This window comes from Streptomyces sp. NPDC087263 (assembly GCF_044744645.1).
GTDB lineage: Bacteria > Actinomycetota > Actinomycetes > Streptomycetales > Streptomycetaceae > Streptomyces.
Window position 1 is genome coordinate 73,564 of sequence record NZ_JBIUYT010000006.1, and the last position, 18,773, is coordinate 92,336.

General features: G+C 70.3%; 14 protein-coding genes and 2 pseudogenes. 9 read left to right on the forward strand and 7 right to left on the reverse strand.

The window, feature by feature from the left end; genetic code table 11:
* Nucleotides 1-21 precede the first annotated feature (21 nt).
* From ACIPC1_RS20675 to ACIPC1_RS20685, 3 genes and pseudogenes are all read left to right on the forward strand, one after another.
* Entirely contained in the window at nucleotides 22-915 is an 894-nt protein-coding gene (locus tag ACIPC1_RS20675) for a 2-hydroxy-3-oxopropionate reductase (protein ID WP_402518909.1), read from the forward strand.
* 597 nt (nucleotides 916-1,512) lie between these two features.
* Nucleotides 1,513-1,743 carry a hypothetical protein gene (locus ACIPC1_RS20680; RefSeq protein WP_402518911.1) on the forward strand — a complete coding sequence of 77 codons (231 nt, stop codon included), beginning with the start codon at nucleotides 1,513-1,515 and terminating at the stop codon, nucleotides 1,741-1,743.
* 136 nt (nucleotides 1,744-1,879) lie between these two features.
* Nucleotides 1,880-2,482 (forward strand): annotated as a pseudogene (locus ACIPC1_RS20685) (TIGR04222 domain-containing membrane protein); the annotation flags it as partial.
* 169 nt (nucleotides 2,483-2,651) lie between these two features.
* On the opposite strand, the gene gcl reads toward ACIPC1_RS20685, so the two are convergent.
* Complete coding sequence (gene gcl / locus ACIPC1_RS20690) at nucleotides 2,652-4,436, reverse strand: glyoxylate carboligase (protein WP_402518913.1); 1,785 nt, start codon at nucleotides 4,434-4,436, stop codon at nucleotides 2,652-2,654.
* Nucleotides 4,437-4,710: 274 nt separating this feature from the next.
* Here gcl and ACIPC1_RS20695 point away from each other — a divergent pair, with 274 nt between their 5' ends.
* Entirely contained in the window at nucleotides 4,711-5,496 is a 786-nt protein-coding gene (locus tag ACIPC1_RS20695) for a hypothetical protein (protein WP_402518914.1), read from the forward strand.
* 9 nt (nucleotides 5,497-5,505) lie between these two features.
* On the opposite strand, the gene ACIPC1_RS20700 is transcribed toward ACIPC1_RS20695, so the two are convergent.
* Together ACIPC1_RS20700 and ACIPC1_RS20705 are read right to left on the reverse strand one after the other, a co-directional pair.
* Nucleotides 5,506-7,113, reverse strand: coding sequence for an AMP-binding protein (locus ACIPC1_RS20700; RefSeq protein ID WP_402518916.1), 1,608 nt, complete (start codon nucleotides 7,111-7,113; stop codon nucleotides 5,506-5,508).
* Entirely contained in the window at nucleotides 7,110-8,789 is a 1,680-nt protein-coding gene (locus ACIPC1_RS20705) for an AMP-binding protein (protein ID WP_402518917.1), read from the reverse strand. Before ACIPC1_RS20705 ends, ACIPC1_RS20700 begins: the two co-directional genes overlap by 4 nt.
* A 101-nt stretch (nucleotides 8,790-8,890) precedes the next feature.
* Here ACIPC1_RS20705 and ACIPC1_RS20710 point away from each other — a divergent pair, with 101 nt between their 5' ends.
* From ACIPC1_RS20710 to ACIPC1_RS20725, 4 genes are all read left to right on the forward strand, one after another.
* Nucleotides 8,891-9,730 carry a LuxR C-terminal-related transcriptional regulator gene (locus ACIPC1_RS20710; protein WP_402518919.1) on the forward strand — a complete coding sequence of 280 codons (840 nt, stop codon included), beginning with the start codon at nucleotides 8,891-8,893 and terminating at the stop codon, nucleotides 9,728-9,730.
* 152 nt (nucleotides 9,731-9,882) lie between these two features.
* Nucleotides 9,883-12,717, forward strand: a complete 2,835-nt coding sequence (locus tag ACIPC1_RS20715) for an AAA family ATPase (RefSeq protein ID WP_402518920.1) — start codon at nucleotides 9,883-9,885, stop codon at nucleotides 12,715-12,717.
* A gap of 279 nt (nucleotides 12,718-12,996) precedes the next feature.
* Nucleotides 12,997-13,788, forward strand: a complete 792-nt coding sequence (locus ACIPC1_RS20720; RefSeq protein ID WP_402518921.1) for a S1 family peptidase — start codon at nucleotides 12,997-12,999, stop codon at nucleotides 13,786-13,788.
* A 233-nt stretch (nucleotides 13,789-14,021) separates the two neighbouring features.
* Nucleotides 14,022-14,666 carry a LysE family translocator gene (locus ACIPC1_RS20725; protein ID WP_402518922.1) on the forward strand — a complete coding sequence of 215 codons (645 nt, stop codon included), beginning with the start codon at nucleotides 14,022-14,024 and terminating at the stop codon, nucleotides 14,664-14,666.
* A gap of 66 nt (nucleotides 14,667-14,732) precedes the next feature.
* Here ACIPC1_RS20725 and ACIPC1_RS20730 read toward each other — a convergent pair whose 3' ends face one another.
* The gene (locus ACIPC1_RS20730; protein WP_402518923.1) at nucleotides 14,733-15,839 is read right to left on the reverse strand and encodes a winged helix DNA-binding domain-containing protein; all 1,107 of its coding nucleotides are present in this window, start codon (nucleotides 15,837-15,839) and stop codon (nucleotides 14,733-14,735) included.
* Between the two features lie 200 nt (nucleotides 15,840-16,039).
* Here ACIPC1_RS20730 and ACIPC1_RS20735 point away from each other — a divergent pair, with 200 nt between their 5' ends.
* Complete coding sequence (locus tag ACIPC1_RS20735; protein ID WP_402518924.1) at nucleotides 16,040-17,200, forward strand: magnesium and cobalt transport protein CorA; 1,161 nt, start codon at nucleotides 16,040-16,042, stop codon at nucleotides 17,198-17,200.
* Nucleotides 17,201-17,901: 701 nt separating this feature from the next.
* Here ACIPC1_RS20735 and ACIPC1_RS20740 read toward each other — a convergent pair.
* The 3 genes and pseudogenes from ACIPC1_RS20740 to ACIPC1_RS20750 all read right to left on the reverse strand — a co-directional run.
* Nucleotides 17,902-18,006: pseudogene (locus tag ACIPC1_RS20740) on the reverse strand (IS5/IS1182 family transposase); the annotation flags it as partial.
* Between the two features lie 127 nt (nucleotides 18,007-18,133).
* Nucleotides 18,134-18,427 (reverse strand): hypothetical protein, encoded by a 294-nt coding sequence (locus ACIPC1_RS20745; protein WP_402518925.1) that lies wholly within the window; start codon nucleotides 18,425-18,427, stop codon nucleotides 18,134-18,136.
* A gap of 204 nt (nucleotides 18,428-18,631) precedes the next feature.
* Nucleotides 18,632-18,766 carry a hypothetical protein gene (locus tag ACIPC1_RS20750; protein WP_402519587.1) on the reverse strand — a complete coding sequence of 45 codons (135 nt, stop codon included), beginning with the start codon at nucleotides 18,764-18,766 and terminating at the stop codon, nucleotides 18,632-18,634.
* Nucleotides 18,767-18,773: the final 7 nt, after the last annotated feature.

Sequence of the window (18,773 nt, forward strand, 5' to 3'; positions counted from 1 at the left end):
AGCAGTCAGAGAGGCACCCTCATGAGCAGCAATCTCCCCAAGGTCGCATGGGTCGGTCTCGGCATCATGGGCTCCCCCATGTCCGAGAACCTGATCAAGGCCGGATACGACGTCACCGGCTTCACCCTGGAGCAGGACAAGCTGAAGCGGCTGGCCGGCGCCGGCGGCACGGCGGCGGGCTCGATCGCCGAGGCCGTACGGGACGCCGACGTGGTGATCACCATGGTGCCCGCGTCCCCGCACGTCGAGGCCATCGCGTACGGCCCCGACGGCATCCTGGAGAACGCGCGGTCCGGCGCACTCCTGATCGACATGTCCTCCATCACCCCGCAGACCTCCGTGGACCTGGCGAAGGCGGCCGGGGCGAAGGGCATCCGGGTACTCGACGCGCCCGTGTCCGGCGGTGAGGCCGGTGCGGTCGAGGCCGTTCTGTCCATCATGGTCGGCGGCGAGCAGGCCGACTTCGACGAGGCCGAGCCGATCTTCGAGGCCCTCGGCAGGACCATCGTGCTGTGCGGTCGGCACGGCTCGGGCCAGACCGTGAAGGCCGCCAACCAGCTGATCGTCGCCGTGAACATCCAGGCGTGCGCCGAGGCCGTGGTCTTCCTGGAGAAGTCGGGCGTGGACCTGAAGGCCGCCCTCGACGTCCTCAACGGCGGCCTCGCGGGTTCGACCGTGCTGACGCGGAAGAAGGACAACTTCCTCAACCGCGACTTCAAGCCGGGCTTCCGCATCGACCTGCACCACAAGGACATGGGCATCGTGACGGACGCCGCCCGCAACGTCGGCGCGGCTCTTCCGGTCGGCGCCGTGGTGGCGCAGCTCGTCGCCAGCCTGCGCACGCAGGGCGACGGGGGCCTGGACCACTCGGCCCTGCTGCGGGGCGTGGAGCGCCTCTCCGGCGCGCAACTCTGAGCCCAGGCCGACGTCTTCAAGACTTCCGGGCCACGGCGGCGCTGACACCTGTCCTGTCGCGCCCATGCGCCACCGTGGCCCGGATTCACACTCTGGACTTCAATGAACCGTTGACGCCCTATCCGGCGCTCAACTCAATGGCTGCGTCCGGGATCCGACGGGAGGTCTGATCCGGGGCGCACGCCCGCCACGGCCGTGGACCCGGATCAGGGGTGGTCACACGGTCGGCGGCGGGCAGGCCGAGGACCGCGGCGGCGTGCGAGCCAGTGCGGTGGTAAAGGTCCCGGGGCCCCCTTCTCGACCTGAGGGAAGGCGGCCCCGGCTCCATCGCACCCGCCGCGGTCCCAGCCGCACGGCACGATCCACACCGAGTCGTACGGCACGCTCAGCGGCACCCGGCCGTGCGGCACGTCCCTATGGCACGCTCACCGACTCCGTCCGGCGGCGCGAATGTTCTGGCGCGCCCGGCCTCGCACCCTCGGACGGCACAACTTCGCAGATCACCGGCCCAGAGCGCCGGGTACGGGGCACCCCGTATCCGGCGCTTTGTCGTGTACCCGGGGTGCGGATCGGGCCGACGCGCAGCAGCCTGGGGTCATGAACCATCCCAGGATCGTCGTGCACACCCCAGGTCTTGACGGGTCCCGGCGGGTCACCGCGGGGGACGAGACGCTCGGTGTCGCCTACCACCTCGATGACGTCGTCGACATCCTGCGCCGGGCGGACGTCGACCTCGACGCCATCGAGGTCGAGGAGAGCGACATCATCGACTGGCAGGGCGGCGGCCCCGACGAGTGGCCGGGGCTGTCGGAGCACACCGAGCCGTGAGCCCGGCTCCCTGGTGGGTACACCAGCAGGCGTACGCGGGGTACGGAACCCTCAAATCAACCTCTGAACACGGCCCCGGGGGCTTCAACTCCCCCCGGGCAGGGGCACATTCTCAGCACACGGGGCCCGCCGACACGGGGGCGGCGGGCCTCGTCCTCGGGGGGACACCATGGACAGCGCGTTGATTCAGCTTGGGCCACACGCCGTCGCACTGCTGCGCGGCGGACCACTCGCCGCCGTGAAGGTCGCCGCACTCGCCCTGCACCTGGAGGGCGCCGCGAACTCCGCACGGGCGGGCACGATGCGGACCTCGGGGGTGGCTGCGCAGCTTGCGGGTCATCCTCTGGAGAAGGCGGTGCACATTTCCCTCTATTCCCGGCCGGCGGGGGTACGGGACCTGTTGAAGCAGCCGCGGATACGGACGTCGCTGGAGGACCTGCGCGCCGAGCTGATCGCGGCAGGGCTGCTGCGCAGTTTCCCGCGCGCCCGGACACGGACCGCCCGACACACTCTCGACGATCTTCGTGCCCAACTGCCCCTGCCCGCCGGACGGGAGGGCCTCTCGAAGGACGACGTGCTGCTCGCGGTCGCGCTCTACGACGACGAGGCACTGACCGCGCTGTCACCGCGCTTCGCCCGTGACGCCGGGCTGTTGGGGCGCGGCGGGGCGGCCGAGCAGGAGCGGTCGTCGCAGGGTTCGGACGGCGGTGGGTTCGGGGCAGCCGGAGCGGCCTTTTAGACGGCTCGCACGCCTCGGACGACTTGGACCTCTCGGACGCCTCGGACAGCTTGGACGACTCGCACAACTTGGACCCTCGGACGGCTCGCACGCCTCGCACGACGAAGGGGCGGCTCTCCTCCCAGTGAGCCGCCCCTTGCCGGACGTATGGCCTGCCGTGTCCCGCGGGTCAGACCTTCAACGTCCTGATCGAGGTGGGCGCATGGCCCGGTTCGGTCGCGATCTCCTCGAACTCGACGACGTTGCTGATGTCGTTCGTCTTGCTCATCGCGATGTTGGTGATGCGCTCCAGGATCGCCTCGACGACGACGGGGACCTGGAACTCGGCGGCGAGCTTCTTGGCCTGTTCGAAGGCGGCGCCCAGTTCACTAGGGTCGGTGACGCGGATCGCCTTGCAGCCGAGCCCTTCGACGACCTTGACGTGGTCGACGCCGTAGACGCCCAGCTCGGGCGAGTTGATGTTCTCGAACTCCAGGTTGACCTGGAAGTTGATGTCCAGGCCGATCTGCGCCTGCCGGATGAGGCCCAAGTAGGCGTTGTTCACCAGGACATGGACGTACGGGATCTTGTGCTGGGCGCCGACGGCCAGTTCCTCGATCATGAACTGGAAGTCGTAGTCGCCGGAGAGCGCGACGACCTGGGCCTCCGGGTCGGCCTTGGCGACGCCGAGCGCGGCCGGGATGGTCCAGCCGAGCGGGCCCGCCTGGCCGCAGTTGATCCAGTGACGCGGCCGGTAGACGTGCAGCATCTGGGCGCCGGCGATCTGCGAGAGCCCGATGGTGGTGACGTACCGGGTCTCCGGGCCGAAGGCCTTGTTCATCTCCTCGTAGACGCGCTGCGGCTTGATCGGGATGTTGTCGAAGTGCGTACGGCGCTGGAGAGTTGCCCGCTTCTCCTGCGCGGAGGCGGCCCACTCGCTGCGGTCCGGGAGCCTTCCCTCGTCCTTCAGCTCGCGCGCGACCTCGACGAACAGCTTCAGCGCGGCCTTGGCGTCGGAGGCGATGCCGTAGTCCGGGGCGAAGATCTTGCCGATCTGGGTGGGCTCGATGTCGACGTGCACGAACTTGCGGCCCGCGGTGTAGACGTCCAGCTTGCCGGTGTGCCGGTTGGCCCAGCGGTTGCCGATACCGAGGACGAAGTCGGACTCCAGGAAGGTCGCGTTGCCGTAGCGGTGCGAGGTCTGGAGGCCCACCATGCCGGCGTTCAGGTCGTGGTCGTCGGGGAGGATGCCCCAGCCCATGAGGGTCGGGACGACCGGAATACCCGTCAACTCGGCGAACTCGACGAGGAGTTCGGAGGCGTCGGCGTTGATGACACCGCCGCCGGCGACGATCAGCGGCCGCTCGGACTCGTTGAGCAGTCCGATCGCCTTCTCGATCTGGGCGCGGGTGGCGGCGGGCTTGTACGCCTGGAGCGGCTCGTAGGTCTCCGGGTCGAACTCGATCTCGGCGAGCTGGACGTCGATGGGCAGGTCGATGAGGACCGGGCCCGGACGCCCCGAGCGCATGAGGTGGAAGGCCTGCTGGAAGACGCCGGGGACCTGGGCCGGCTCAAGCACGGTGATCGCCATCTTGGTCACCGGCTTGGCGATGGAGGCGATGTCGACGGCCTGGAAGTCCTCTTTGTGGATCACGGAGGTCGGCGCCTGGCCGGTGATGCAGAGGATCGGGATCGAGTCGCCGGTGGCGGAGTAAAGCCCGGTGATCATGTCGGTGCCCGCCGGTCCCGAGGTGCCGATGCAGACGCCGATGTTGCCCGGGTGCGTCCGGGTGTAGCCCTCCGCCATGTGCGAGGCACCCTCGACATGGCGGGCGAGGGTGTGGTTGACCCCGCCGGCGGCCTTGAGGGCCGCGTAGAAGGGGTTGATCGCCGCGCCCGGGACGCCGAACGCGTTGCTGACGCCCTCGCGCTTGAGGATCTCGACTGCCGCGCGGGCAGCGGTCATACGAGCCATGGAGTACTCCTGCTTCGGCTGTCGGTTTCTCGCTCCCGTCGCGCCCGCGGAGAGCTGGTGATTCCGTTTGCGGTTCCGCAGCGGCTTCCCTGTCCGAATTCCGTATTGCGGAAACTAACTTCTACTATCTGGAAGCAATGTAGGTGGAGCGCCGAGAGGCGTCAAGAGTGCCGCCGGAGGCTGTCGGACCGTTTCCCTGTCGGAGGCCCCCTCGCTGGAGGACTATGGACAGGCTGTCCCGACGTGACGACGTGACGACGTCCTGGAGTGGGCCATGGCCGAGAGCGTGCCGGTGCGGTGCCCGGCCTGCCGCCGCGAGCATCTGTACGCGGCGCTGTCCTATCCCTGCGTGTGCGGCGCCCCCGTCACACCGCCGCTCGACCGCCTCGCGGAACCGGCGGCCGTCACCTACCGCACCTGGGACGAGGACTGGGTCACGGTCCGTTGCGAGGCCTGCGGCCGCGAGGACCAGTGGCCCGCTCCCGAGCTGGGGTGCTCCTGCGGTACAGAGCTGCGGATTCCGGTACGAGGGATACGCCGCGCGCAGCACACACCCGGCGCCGTCGCCGAGGCGAGCCGCGACACGGACGAGGACACCCGCCCGCAGACCGTCCCGAGCCCCCGGGCCCATCCGGCCGACAGCCCGCCGCCCACCCCCGAGGACACCTCGCCCGCGCTCCGCCCCGCGTTCCGGCCGGTCACCATCCGGACCGCCCGGGACGCCGTCACGGCCACCGCGCTGTACCTGCGCTGGCTCGGCTACCGGGACATCAGGCGGGCGGACCAACGGCCCCCGTCGGGGATCGGCCTTGCCGCCCGCGGGATCCTGGCCCAGGTGGACCCCACGGTCCGGCCCGCCTCGCTGCGTGACGTGGAGTGCCTGTGGCTGACGGCGATGACGGAGTCCGCGGGATGCGTGTACTTCTCCCTCGCCGGCTTCGCGGACGACGCCCGCGCCCGCGCCGACACCCTCGGCGTCCCCCTCTTCGTCCTCGACCTCACGGGCACTCCCCAGCCGGTGAACGGCCCGGCAGACGAGCTCGTCGCGACCGGCGCCTGAGCACCGCTCTCACTCCTGGTAGGACTCCCGCAGTTCGACCTTCCGCACCTTCCCCGACACCGTCATGGGAAAGGACTCCAGGATCCGCAGCCGGCTGGGGATCTTGTAGTGCGCCAGCCGCCCCTCGCAGAAGGCCCGCAGCTCCGCCGGCGTCGGCGGGTCGGCCACGTCGCGCGGGATGACGCAGGCGAGCACCTCCTCGCCGTAACGCTCATGGGGCACGCCGACCACCTGGACGTCGGCGATCTTCGGATGGGCGTACAGGAACTCCTCGATCTCGCGCGGGTAGATGTTCTCGCCGCCCCGGATGATCATGTCCTTGATGCGCCCGACGATCTCGGCGTAGCCGTCCTCGCGCATCACGGCGAGGTCGCCGGTGTGCATCCAGCGGCCCGCGTCGACACTCTCGGCGGTCTTCTCGGGCTCGTTCCAGTAGCCGAGCATGACGCTGTAGCCGCGGGTACACAGTTCGCCCGCCGAGCCGCGCGGCAGTGTCACCCCGTCCACCGGGTCGATCACCTTCACCTCGATGTGCGGGAGGACCCGGCCGACCGTGCCGGTGCGGTGCTCCAGGTCGTCGTCGCGCCGCGTCTGCAGGGACACCGGCGAGGTCTCCGTCATGCCGTAACAGATGGACACCTCCGCCATGTGCATCTCGGCGACCACCCGTTTCATCACCTCGACGGGGCAGGGCGAGCCCGCCATGATGCCGGTGCGCAGCGACGACAGGTCGTACGTCGCGAAGTCGGCGAGGTTCAACTCCGCGATGAACATGGTCGGTACGCCGTACAGGGACGTACAGCGCTCCTCCTGGACCGCGCGCAGGGTCGCCGCCGGGTCGAAGGAGGGCGCGGGGATGACGACGCACGCGCCGTGCGAGGTCGCCGCGAGGTTGCCCATCACCATGCCGAAGCAGTGGTAGAAGGGCACCGGGACACAGATCCGGTCCTGCTCGGTGTAGGCGATCGACTCACCCACGAAATAGCCGTTGTTGAGGATGTTGTGGTGGGAGAGGGTGGCGCCCTTGGGGAAGCCGGTCGTCCCCGAGGTGTACTGGATGTTGATCGGGTCGTCGCAGGACAGCTCGCTCGCGCGGATCCGGAGGTCATCGGAGAGTTCGGGGATGCCACGCCCGATCAGCGTGTCCCAGCTCGGGTCGCCGATGTACACGGTCTCCCGCAACTGCGGGCACCTGCCGCGCACTTGCTCGACCATCGCCCGGTAGTCGCTCGCCCTGTGGCTGAGCGAGGCGAACAGCACCGAGATGCCGGCCTGGTTGAGGACGTACTCGACCTCGTGGGTGCGGTAGGCCGGGTTGATGTTCACCATGACCGCGCCGATGCGGGCGGTGGCGTACTGGACGAGCACCCACTCCGGGCAGTTGACCGCCCAGATGCCGACACGGTCGCCCTTGGCGACGCCACTGGCGAGCAGCGCGCACGCCAACCGGTCTACGTCCGCGGCGAATTGGGCGTACGTCCAGCGTCGCCCGGACGGCACGTCGACGAGCGCCTCCCGGTCGGGCCAGGCCTCGACGGCCCGGTCCAGGTTCGCCCCGATGGTGTCCCCCAGCAACGCGGTGGTGCTCGTCCCGTGCGCGTACGACGGCTCACTCATCGGAAGTCCTCCTCGCGGTACTCGGCGTCCGAGCCCGCGGCCGTCGCCTCGCGCAGCTCGATACGGCGGATCTTGCCGGACACGGTCTTGGGGAGTTCGCCGAACTCCAGGCGGCGGATGCGCTTGTAGGGCGCGAGGACCGTGCGGGAGTGTTCGAAGAGGACCTTGGCGGTGTCGGGGCCCGGCTCCCAGCCTGCCGCGAGGACGACGTACGCCTTCGGCACCGCGAGGCGCAGCTCGTCCGGCGCGGGCACCACGGCCGCCTCGGCCACCGCCTCGTGCTCCAGGAGCGCGCTCTCCAGCTCGAAGGGCGAGATCTTGTAGTCGGAGGCCTTGAACACGTCGTCGGAGCGGCCCACGTAGGTGATGTAGCCGTCGGCGTCGCGCGAGCCGATGTCACCCGTGCGGTAGTACCCGCCTCCCATGGCCTCGGCGGTTCGGTCCGGTTCGCCGTGGTAGCCGGTCATCAGGCCCACGGGCTTGAGCGACAGATCCAGCGAGATCTCGCCCTCGTCGGCGCCCGGTGCGCCGGACACCGGGTCGAGCAGCTCGACGCGGAACCCGGGGCTCGGCCGCCCCATCGAGCCCGTCTTCAGCGGCTGCCCGGGGCTGTTGGAGACCTGGACCGCGGTCTCCGTCTGCCCGAAACCGTCCCGGACGGTGACGCCCCAGGCCCGCCGCACCTGCTCGATGACCTCGGGGTTCAGGGGCTCACCGGCGGCGACGGCCTCGCGCGGCGGTGTGCGCAGCTGGGTCAGGTCGGCCTGGATGAGCATGCGCCACACGGTGGGCGGCGCGCAGAAGGTCGTCACGCCCGCCCGGTCCATCTCCGCCATCAGCCGGCCCGCGTCGAAACGCGTGTAGTTGTGGATGAAGACGGTCGCCTCCGCGCTCCACGGCGCGAAGAGGTTCGACCAGGCGTGCTTGGCCCAGCCGGGCGAGGAGATGTTCAGGTGCACGTCGCCGGGCTTGAGCCCGATCCAGTACATCGTCGCCAGATGACCGACCGGGTAGGAGACGTGGGTGTGCTCGACGAGCTTGGGGCGGGCCGTCGTGCCGGAGGTGAAGTAGAGCATCAGCGGGTCGTCCGCGTGGGTGACGTCGTCGGGTTCGAAGGCCGCGTCGGCGGCGTACGCCTCCTCGTACGAGAGCCATCCGGGCCGCGATCCGCCGACCGCGATCCGGGTGTAGCGGCCCGGGACTTCGTCGAACTTCCCGGTGTCCTGCGCGCGGGCGATCACCTGCCGGACGCGGCCGCGTTCGACGCGGTCGCGCAGGTCGGCGGGGCCGAGCAGGGGGGTCGCCGGGATGACGACGGCGCGCAGCTTCATCGCGGCGAGGGCCGTCTCCCACAGTTCGGCCTGGTTGCCGAGCATCACGAGGATGCGGTCCTCGGCGCGGACGCCCTGCGCGCTCAGCCAGTTGGCCGTCCGGTTCGAGCGCTCGGACATGGCGGCGAAGGAGACCTCGGTCCGCGAGCCGTCCTCCTCGACGAGGTGCAGGGCCGTGCGGTCGTTGTCCCGGGCGATGACGTCGAACCAGTCGAGCGCCCAGTTGAAGTGGTCCGGACGGGGCCAGTCGAAGCCTTCGTAGGCCGTGGCGTAGTCCTCGCGGTGGGCCAACAGGAAGTCCCGCGCGGTGCGGAACTGCTCCGTCGCGTTCGTCGTCACCGTCATGCGTCCTCCTCATTGCCGGACAGCCGCCTACCATCGTGTATGCCGTGAACCAGGTCTCACCACCCCCGAACGGGGGTGTGCCGCGACGAAGGGGCGATCAGGTGACAGCAGACACAGCCGATGCGGTGGAGGTGCGTGGCGCACTGGTACAACTGCGGCGCGCCACGGGACTGCCGGTCGCCTTCGGCGGTCTGGTCGACTCCGGGAGCCACCGTGTGTGCATCAGCCAGCTCAGCGGTACGGCGACGGCCGCGCTCAGCGCGCTCGCGGTGTCGACCGGCAACGGCCTGGGCGGCAAGGCGGTTGCTCTGGCCCGGCCGTGCGCGGTGACCGACTACCGGTCCTCGCGGCAGATCAGCCACGAGTACGACGTGGCGGTCGCGACGGAGGGGCTGCGCTCCGTCCTTGCGGTCCCTGTCGTCGTACGGCGCCGGGTGCGCGGTGTGCTGTACGGCGCCCTGCGTACGTCCCAGCCGCTGGGTGACCGCACGCTGGGCGCGGCGATGGCGGCGGCCCGGGACGTGGAACAGGCGCTGGTCGTGAAGGACGAGGCACGGGCGCTGCTGGCCCTCGCGCGGGAGCCCGCACCCGAGGTGGGGAACGCGGCGTGGGAGGAGGTGCGCGAGGCACACGGAGCGCTGCGCGCGCTGGCGCCGCGCGTTCTCGATCCCGCGCTGCGGGCCGAACTCCTCGCGGTCTGCGGGCGGCTGGCCGGGGCGGTGTCGCCGGGGCCGGGTTCGCACGAGGTCGGCCTCCCACCGCGCGAGGTGGACGTTCTCGCCTGTGTCGCCGCGGGCGCGACGAACGCGGTGGCGGCGGAGCGACTGGGACTGCGCCCGGAGACCGTGAAGGGATATCTGCGGTCGGCGATGCACAGGCTGGGCGCCCATACCAGGTGGGAAGCGGTGGTCGCCGCGCGGCGGGCCGGGCTGCTGCCGTAACCGCCGACGGATTCCTGGCGTTTTTTCATTCAGTCGGCGGCGCTCTGAAATACCTTATACCGCTCCCTGTTATTTCCCTCACCGTCCCTACCGTCCGTAATTCAATGACACATTGCCTAATATTGGTCAGGACACGACACACGAGGGGAGCGGTGACCGTGCGAGGGGACTTCAAGGAACCTGCGAGACCCCGCCCTGACCTGGCCATCGGCCGAGAGGAGCTCTTCACCGGGGCGCGCGAACAGCTCTCCGGCGGCGGCAGTGTGCTGGTGCACGGCCCCGCGGGAATTGGAAAGTCGACCGTCCTGCGGGCGTTGGTCTCGGAATACACCGAATCTGCACAGACCGTGTTGCGCTGCTCGGCCACCGAGTCCGAATCCCACCTCCCCTTCCTCGCCCTGGCCGACCTCCTGGGTCTGGTCGTCGACGAGGTGTCCGCGCAGCTGCCCGGCCCGCAGCGCACCGCCCTGGAGTCGGCGCTCACCGGCCGCGGCGAATCCACCCTGCAACGCGACGGGCTGGCCCTGCGGCTCGCGGTCCTGTCGGCGTTCCGCGCCCTGGCCGCCCAGGGACCCGTACTGGTCGTCGCCGACGACCTGCAATGGCTGGACCCGGCCAGCGCGGAGCTGCTCGGCTTCGCCGCCCGCCGACTCGGTGGCATGCCCGTACGGATGCTGTGTGCCGTACGCACCGACACGGAACCGCAGGGGCAGCAGCACGACCGATATCTACGCGCGTCCCCGCCGGACACCCTGGCCGTGCGGCTCAACCCGCTCTCCCGGGCGCATGTTGCCGAGCTCCTCGGCCAGCGCGGCTACACCGGCCTGCCCCGCTCGACCGTGCGGGACATCCACCGCACCAGCGGCGGCAACCCGCTCTTCGCGCTGGAGCTGGGCCGCGCCCTGGCCGAGAGCCCGACCCCGCCGAGCCCCGGCGAACCCCTGCCGGTGCCGACCTCGCTGAGCGCGCTCGTACTCAGCCGGCTGGAGATGCTGTCCGCCGAGGCCCGCCGCACCCTGCTCGTGGCGAGCGCCGGGGCGCGGCCCACGCTGGCGCTGCTGCACGCCGCCGGTCGGGAGAACGCCGAGGCGGAGACGGCCTCGGCGGCCTCGCTCGGCCTGCTGGCGACGGAGCGCGAGGCGCCGGTGATCCGGTTCGCGCACCCCCTCGTGTCCGCCGCCCTGTACGCGCAGGCGAGCGCGCAGGAGCGGCGCGCCGCCCATGCCGCGCTGTCCGAGGCGGCCTCCGACCCCATCGAGCGCGCCCGCCACCTCGCCCTGGCCGCCACGGGTACGGACCCGGACGTCGCGGCCCGCCTCGGCGAAGCAGCCGCGGCGGCCCGGGACCGGGGCGCGCCCTCGGTCGCGGCGGGGCTCGGACTGCTGGCGGCCCGGCACACCCCGCCGGACACCGTGCCGGGCCCGGACGAGCGCCGGTTGCAGGCCGCCGAGGACGCGCTCACGGCCGGCGAGACGGACCTCGCGCGGGACATCGCACGCCAGGTACTGGCTCGTGCCACCGTGCCCGCGGACCGCGTACGGGCCTGGATGGTCGTCATCGACGCCGCGGGACAGGCCATGGCCGAGATCGACGCCGTCTTCCCGCAAGCGCTCGCGGACGCCGGCGAGGACCCGCGACTGCTCGCCCTCGTCCGCTACCAACTCGCCTGGCGGGCACTGCTCATGGATGGCGAGATGACCAAGGCCCGCGAGGAGGCCGCCTGCGCGGCGGAGCTCGCGGCCCTCGCCGGGGACCGGCCCACCGAACTCCTCGCGCTGGGCTTCCAGGCACAGATGGAGACCCTGATGGGGCATCCGGGCGCCCCGGCGACCATCCAGCGCGCGATGCGCGAGCCGCAGGACCCCAGGGTGGCGTGCGACCACAACGGCGCCGGTGCCGCCCGCTTCCGCTGGCTGATCATGGGCGACCAGCTCGCCGAGGCGCGTACGACCATCACCGCACTGCTGCGCGAGGTGCGGCGGCGCGGGATGGTCGAGAGCGAGGTCCACTTCCTGCGCGGCCTCGCCGAGACCGAGTTGCGCTCCGGTCACTGCGGCCGGGCCCTCGACCTGGCCCGCGAGAGCCTGCGCCTGGCCCGCGACACCGGGATCGGCGAGGCGGCCACCGCCATGTTCACCTCGCTCGCCGAGGCCGCGGGCGGCGACGTGGACCAGGCACTCACGCTCGCCCAGGAGGCCGTGGACCGCGCGGAGGAGGACGGCGACCTGATCTACCTCTCACGCGCCCTCGGCGCCCTCGGCCACGCCCAGCTGGTGGCGGGGGACGCGTCGGCGACGGTCCGGTCACTGCGGCGCGTACGGGAGTTGGAGGAGCGCCTCGGGGTCGTCGATCCCGCCCGGGGCCGCTGGCACGGGGACCTCGCCGAGGCGCTGGTACGGATCGGCGAACCGGACGAGGCACAGGACGTCATCGACGCGACGCGGAAGCAGGCGCTGCGGCTCGGCCGGGAGAGCGTGCTCGCCGTACTCGACCGCGCCGAGGCCCTCGTACGCGCCGCACGCGGCGAACAGGGCATCGCCACCCGGCAGTTGACCGCGGCCCAGGACCGGCTCCGCAAGCTGGGCTACCGCCTCGAGGAGGCCCGCGCCGCCTACGCCCTGGCCGGGCTGCGCGCCGCACGGCCAGGGCCCACCTCGTACGACGAGGCGACCCGGCTCTTCCGCCGCTGCCGCGCCCTGCCGTGGCTGCGCCAGGTCGAGACGGCCTCCGCGGCCCTCCCGGCAGCCTCGCCCCTCGCGTCCACCGACCCCGACAGCCTCGCGGCCGCCTCTCTGGACAGCCTCGCCGCGACCGAACGGCAGGTTGCCGCGCTCGTCATGGAGGGCGCCACCAACCGCGAGATCGCCGCGCGCCTGTTCATCAGTGTGAAGACGGTGGAGGCCACCCTGACGCGGGTGTACCGGAAGTTGGGGATCCGCTCGCGGGTCGACATAGTCCGGCTGGCGGTCGGGCACCGGCCAGGCTGACGTTCCGTCACATCCGGAAGAGCAGGCACCTGCTCCCCCTGCCTTCCGGATAAGAGATACGGGACCAACCGGACGGAATCACAAGCTAAACCCAGCTGCCGCACAGCAAGGGTTATCCCTCCTCCAACTCCCTTAGGGGCTTCCCCCATTGGGTTGGCGGGGTTCCGCTTCTAGCCTGATCCCAGTGCCGCTCGCCCGGGCACACGGCGCCGGCCCACCGGCGTCGTGCAGCACCCCCCACACCCGCGCGTCCCCCACCGGCAACTTCCGAGGAGAACCATGTTCGGGCTCAACCGCGCCAAGAAGACCGCCGCGCTCTGTGTGGCGACAGCTGCCGCCGCCGCGACGGCGCTGCTCGGCGCACCCGGTGCCGTCGCCGCCCCCCAGCCCATCGTCGGCGGCACGACGACCACCACGACCGCGTACCCGTTCGTCATGCAGATCACGGACGCCTCGCAGAACCAGTTCTGCGGCGGCACGCTCGTCTCGGCCACGAAGGTCGTCACCGCCGCCCACTGCATGGTCGGCGAGACCACCAGCGGCGTCCGCGTCATCGGCGGCCGTACGTACCTCAACGGCACGAACGGCACGGTCAGCAAAGTCAGCAAGATCTGGATCAACCCCAGCTACACGGACGCCACCAACGGCAACGACGTGGCCGTACTGACCCTGTCGACGGCGATGTCGTACACCCCGGTGTCCTACGTGACCTCCTCGCAGACCAGCGTGTACGCGACCGGCGCCACCGCCCGCGTCCTCGGCTGGGGCACCACCTCCGAGAGCGGCAGCTCCTCCAACCAGCTGCGGACCGCGACCGTCCCGATCGTCTCCAGCACCAGTTGCACGAGCTCGTACGGCTCCGACTACATCGCCAGCGACATGGTCTGCGCCGGATACACCTCCGGCGGTGTCGACACCTGCCAGGGCGACAGCGGCGGCCCGCTGCTCATCGGCGGCGTCCTGGCCGGCATCACCTCCTGGGGCGAAGGCTGCGCCGAGGCCGGCTACCCGGGCGTCTACACCCGCCTGACGACCTTCTCCAGCCTGGTGGCCACGCAGGTCAACTCCTAGTTCGCACCCTGGTTCAAATCGCAGTCACCTATGAGCTCCTGAGTACCCCTCAGGTGAAAGCCGGGGGGCGTTGCGGGCCTCCACGAGCGGCCCGCAGCGCCCCCTCTCCACTACCTGCCCGTCGGCGGCCGGCTTCCCCCACAGCCGGAACCGCCGACGGGCATACGCCTGTTGGGAACCCGCGGCGGGATTCGGTCGATCCTCACGAGGGGCGGCCTGCTTGAATGGCCACCATGGTGTCCACCGACCGTTTCCTCGCCTTCGCCGCGATGTCGCTCCTGGTGATCGTGATCCCGGGACCGAGCGTGCTGTTCGTCATCGGGCGGGCGCTCGCGCACGGCCGCCGCACCGCGGTGGCGACGGCTCTCGGCAACGTCGTCGGCTCGTATCTGCTGGTCGTCGCGGTAGCCTTCGGCATCGGTTCGCTGGTCGAGCGTTCGGTGACGGTCTATCTGGCCGTGAAGCTGGCCGGCGCCGCATACCTCGTGTTCCTCGGCGTGCAGGCGTTCCGGCACCGCAAGGAACTGAACGCCTCGGCGATCACGACGCGTGACACCACTCCGGCCCGCGGGGATCTCCGCACGGTCCTGGACGGTGCACTGGTCGGCGTCACCAACCCCAAGGGCATCGTCTTCTTCGCCGCGGTACTCCCCCAGTTCGTGGACCACTCGGCGGGCCGACTCCCCCTGCAGATGCTCCTGTTGGGCCTGGTCCCGATCTCCATCGGCCTCGTCACGGACACCCTGTGGGGTCTGACCGCGTCGGCCACCCGCACCTGGTTCGCCCGCTCGGACCGCCGCCTGTCGCTGCTCGGCGGGGCGGGGGGCTGCACGATGATCGGCCTCGGGGTGACGGTGGCGGTCACGGGCCGGGACTGAGGCCCATCGGTGACGGGCCGGGACCGCGCCCTGCTTGATGGCTGAGTCCTGCTTGACGACCGAGTCCTACTTGACGACTGTCCCGAAGCGGATGTCCGAGGAGGGCGACGAGCCGCCCATCACCGTCACCAGCCGCTCGGCCTCCTCCACGACCTCCTTCCGCTGTGACTCCGTGAGCGTGCCGAAGAGCTCGATCGTGAGGATCTCCCCCTCCTGCCGCCACACGCCCGCCAGGAAACCGTCGACGAGCAGCACGCAGTACGCCTGGTTGCCCTTCCACGTCCGGCCCTTGAGGTCCGCGGATCCCAGCCGGGAGCGGTCGGCGTGTGAGAGGAACAGGTTGTCGAACTCGGGGAGGAAACGCGGCGGGGCCGGGGTGTCGGCGTCCGGACGGGGCGCGTCGGGGAGGTCGAAGAGCTCGACGCCGTTCTCGTCGCGGAAGGTGACCAGCTCGGGTCGGAGCCGTTCGAAGGCCTCGCGCAGCCGGGTCAGGCCGGCCCAGGTCTGCATGTCCTTGACGGAGGCGGGCCCGAAGGCGGCGAGGTAACGCAGGACGGTCGCGTCCGGGGCGGGTGCCGGCTCGGACGGGCGGCCGAGCCAGTGCTCGGCGGTGGTGAGCGTGACCTGGCCGCTCCGGCCCCACAGGCCGCGCGGGGTGACCTGGACGAGGGGGAGCCGGCAGCGGGCGGCAACCGAGAGCGCGAAGGGGTCGGCGTCCGGCCATTCGGCGAGCAGAGCCTCACGCAGCTGCTTCATGGTGCGCGGCTCGGCCTCCACCAGCTCCCGGCTGATCGAGGCGAGCCGGTCCAGGTCGACGCCTTGGAGCCCCTTGCGGAACTGGTGGAGTTCCCGGTCGCGCGCGGCCTGCACGAGCGGGCGCAGCGTGAGGGCGTCGTCGGCGCTGTGGGTGTGGATGGTGGAGCGCATGGTGACGAGGCGGACGACCTCGCGGTCGGCCATGAGCCGCGACAGGGCCTCGGGGGCAAAGTCGTCCAGCCGGGCGGCGAGTGCGTAGTACGGCGGTTTGACGTTCTGCGCCTGGAGGCCGAGGAGGTGCTCGACGGCGTCCTTGGTGCCGAGGGCGGACCGGCGCAGGAGAAGCTGCCGGGCGAGGGTCGCGCGGTTGAGGGCGCGGGTGCCGAGCACGGGGGCCGCGGAGGTCATCTTCGTCATGCTCCGCACGGTAACGGGACTTGCGGACAGCTTCTGTCCTCATTTCCTGGGGAATCCGTACCTCGGGGCGGCACACCCCCGCGCCGCGGACATTTGACCCGTATATCCTGCTCCGTGATCACAGAAACGTACGTTCGACCACATTCACGCTTCACGCTTCACTCCACGACAGACGACAGACGACAGGGGAGGCAGCCGCGATGTCCGAGCGCCACGCTCGCCCAGCCTCGAAGGGCGCCAGGAAATCCGTGTGGCGACGCGCCCTCACCCCGCCGACCGCGCCACCCGCCCCGCCGCCGACCCCTCGCCCCGACCCGGCGTCGCCGGAACCCGCCGACGCCGACAGCGTCGTACAGGCGGCGCTCTACCGCGACGGCGTGCGCGTCGCGACCCCGGAGACCCTGGCCGACACCTTCCGCGAGCTGCGCGAACAACCGGACGGCATGGCGTGGATCGGCCTTGCCCGCCCGACGGAGTCCGAACTCCATTCCCTGGCCGCCGAGTTCGATCTGCACCCACTCGCCGTCGAGGACGCGATGGAGGCGCACCAGCGCCCGAAGCTGGAGCGCTACGGCGAAACGCTGTTCGTCGTCCTGAGCGCGGCGCGCTATGTGGACGCGCTGGAGGAGGTCGACTTCGGCGAACTGCACGTTTTCGTGGGCCCCGACTTCGTGATCACGGTCCGGCACGGCGCTGCGCCGGACCTCTCGGCGGTACGCCGCCGCATGGAGGACACCCCTGAACTGCTGAAGCTCGGCCCGGAAGCCGTCCTCTACGCGATCCTCGACTCCGTGGTCGACGGCTACGTCCCGGTCGTGTCCGGCGTCCAGAACGACATCGACGAGATCGAGACCGAGGTCTTCCGCGGCGACCCCAAAGCGTCTCGCCGTATCTACGAACTCTCCCGGGAAATGGTCGAGTTCCAGCGCGCCACCCGCCCCCTGGTCGGCATGCTGCACGCCCTGATGGCCGGCTTCTCCAAGTACCGCACCGACGAGGAACTCCAGCGCTACCTCCGCGACGTCGCCGACCACGTCACCCACACCAGCGAACAGGTCGACGGCTTCCGCCAGGCCCTCACCGACATCCTCACCGTCAACGCCACCCTCGTCACCCAGCAACAGAACGCCGAAATGCGCGCGTTGGCGGAGGCAGGCTTCGAACAGAACGAGGAGATCAAGAAGATCTCGTCCTGGGCGGCGATCCTGTTCGCCCCGACGCTGGTCGGGACGATCTACGGCATGAACTTCCATCACATGCCCGAGCTGGGCTGGACCTTCGGATACCCCTTCGCGGTCGGGTTGATGGCAGTGGTGTGCGTGAGCCTGTACTTCATCTTCAAGCGGCGGGACTGGCTCTAGGCCAGGCAGTACCGGCAGTAACCCCTCAAGCCCCTCGCATGAGGTGCTCACGCACCTCCCGAGAACTGAGCTCTGACGGGCTCTGGGGAGTCCCTGGGGAGAAGTGACGCGGGTGATCTCCTCGCCCCGCGTCGAACAAGCCTCTGACCAGGTATTTTTGGCGCCGGAGAACGCTGGGGAGACTCCGGGGAGAAGCGAATGACTGCCCACGCCCTGCGTCTCCCACAACGAGCCCGCCTGGCTTCCTGTTCGGCAGTCCCGGCAGAGGCCGCCGGCCCCGCAGCGCATCACAGACAGTGACATCAACGCGCCACCTCGCCGCTCCTCACAACTGGATCTACGCCAGCGACCATGCAGTGCCGCGCGTCGGACTACTGCTGCCTTCCTCGTTCGGCGGGGCTGTTGTCGTCCCCAACATCCCAAGGTCGGCCCTCGCCACGTCTACTTGGCGTTCCACAGATTCCGTCAGCGGGGCTCGGCCGCGAGCGGGACTACGAGGAGATCCACCCCACCTCCACGGCCCACGAGTTCCCCTGGGACCCCCTCCAGATCCCCAGCTTCGCCCTCTACCTCACCTTCGCCGTCTCCAGCATCGGCCAACTCCTCTGCAGGACAGGGGATCTGACGGAACGTTCGCAGAAGCGGTACGACGACACCGTGAACCATCACCCGCCGGTCGGGACATCGGTGCTGAGGCTTTTTCAACCTGTGGTTGAGCCGACGTGATGCAGGGTGAGTACGGCCTGGACGAGGCCGGTGATGCGGGTGGTCGAGCAGCGGAGTTTGCGGAGTAGCCGCCAGGACTTTCGTTACCGGTCACTGACTCAGGGACCCGAGCAGCGAGGGTTAACGGGCCCGGTCGCGATACGGACCGGTCCGGCCGTCGAGGCCGATATCGCCGCCGCTCTCGCGCATCCGCAGCTTTCACTCCTCTCAGAACCCCGGGGCGGGAAGGAAGCCCGGCCACCACGGGGGTACGCCGCTGGGGCAGTCGTAGGTGGTGCCGCTCCAGAACAGCGAGAGGGCGCACCAGGAAAGGGCGAGGAGTGTCACCGCGAGGGCGAGGGCGTGGAGGAGGGGGCGGTTCCCGAGGAGAGCGCCCACCGTCACCCAGCCCAGGAGCAGGACAGCCCAGAGGCATGGGATGAAGAGGAAGAGTAGGAAGGTGCTGTTGGCCGCGTTGCTCACTCCTGCGTCGCAGGCGTTCAACGCCCTGCCCAAAAGCATGGCCGTGAGCGCAGCGAGAGCCAGCCCCACTACTGCGCCGAGACATCCATGCAGCCGTCGGTTCCCCATACGTCCCCCCAAACGCCGTCGGCTCCGGAAAGCACCCCAGCCACACGACTCGTCACCGTATCCACTCGCTCAGCAAGACCTGACCAGCGCGGACCGGCCCGGCCCTTGACGGATGGGCCGGGCCGGTCGCCTGACTTACTTCTTCTTCACCTGGTCCACTTCCTTCGCGTACATCTGCCCGATCGTGTCGATCACCGCGGCGTGGAACTGTTCCCTGGTCAGGTCGAGGCCGTGCTGATCGAAGAGGTCGACCCCGGTCTGCATCGTCATGTGGTCT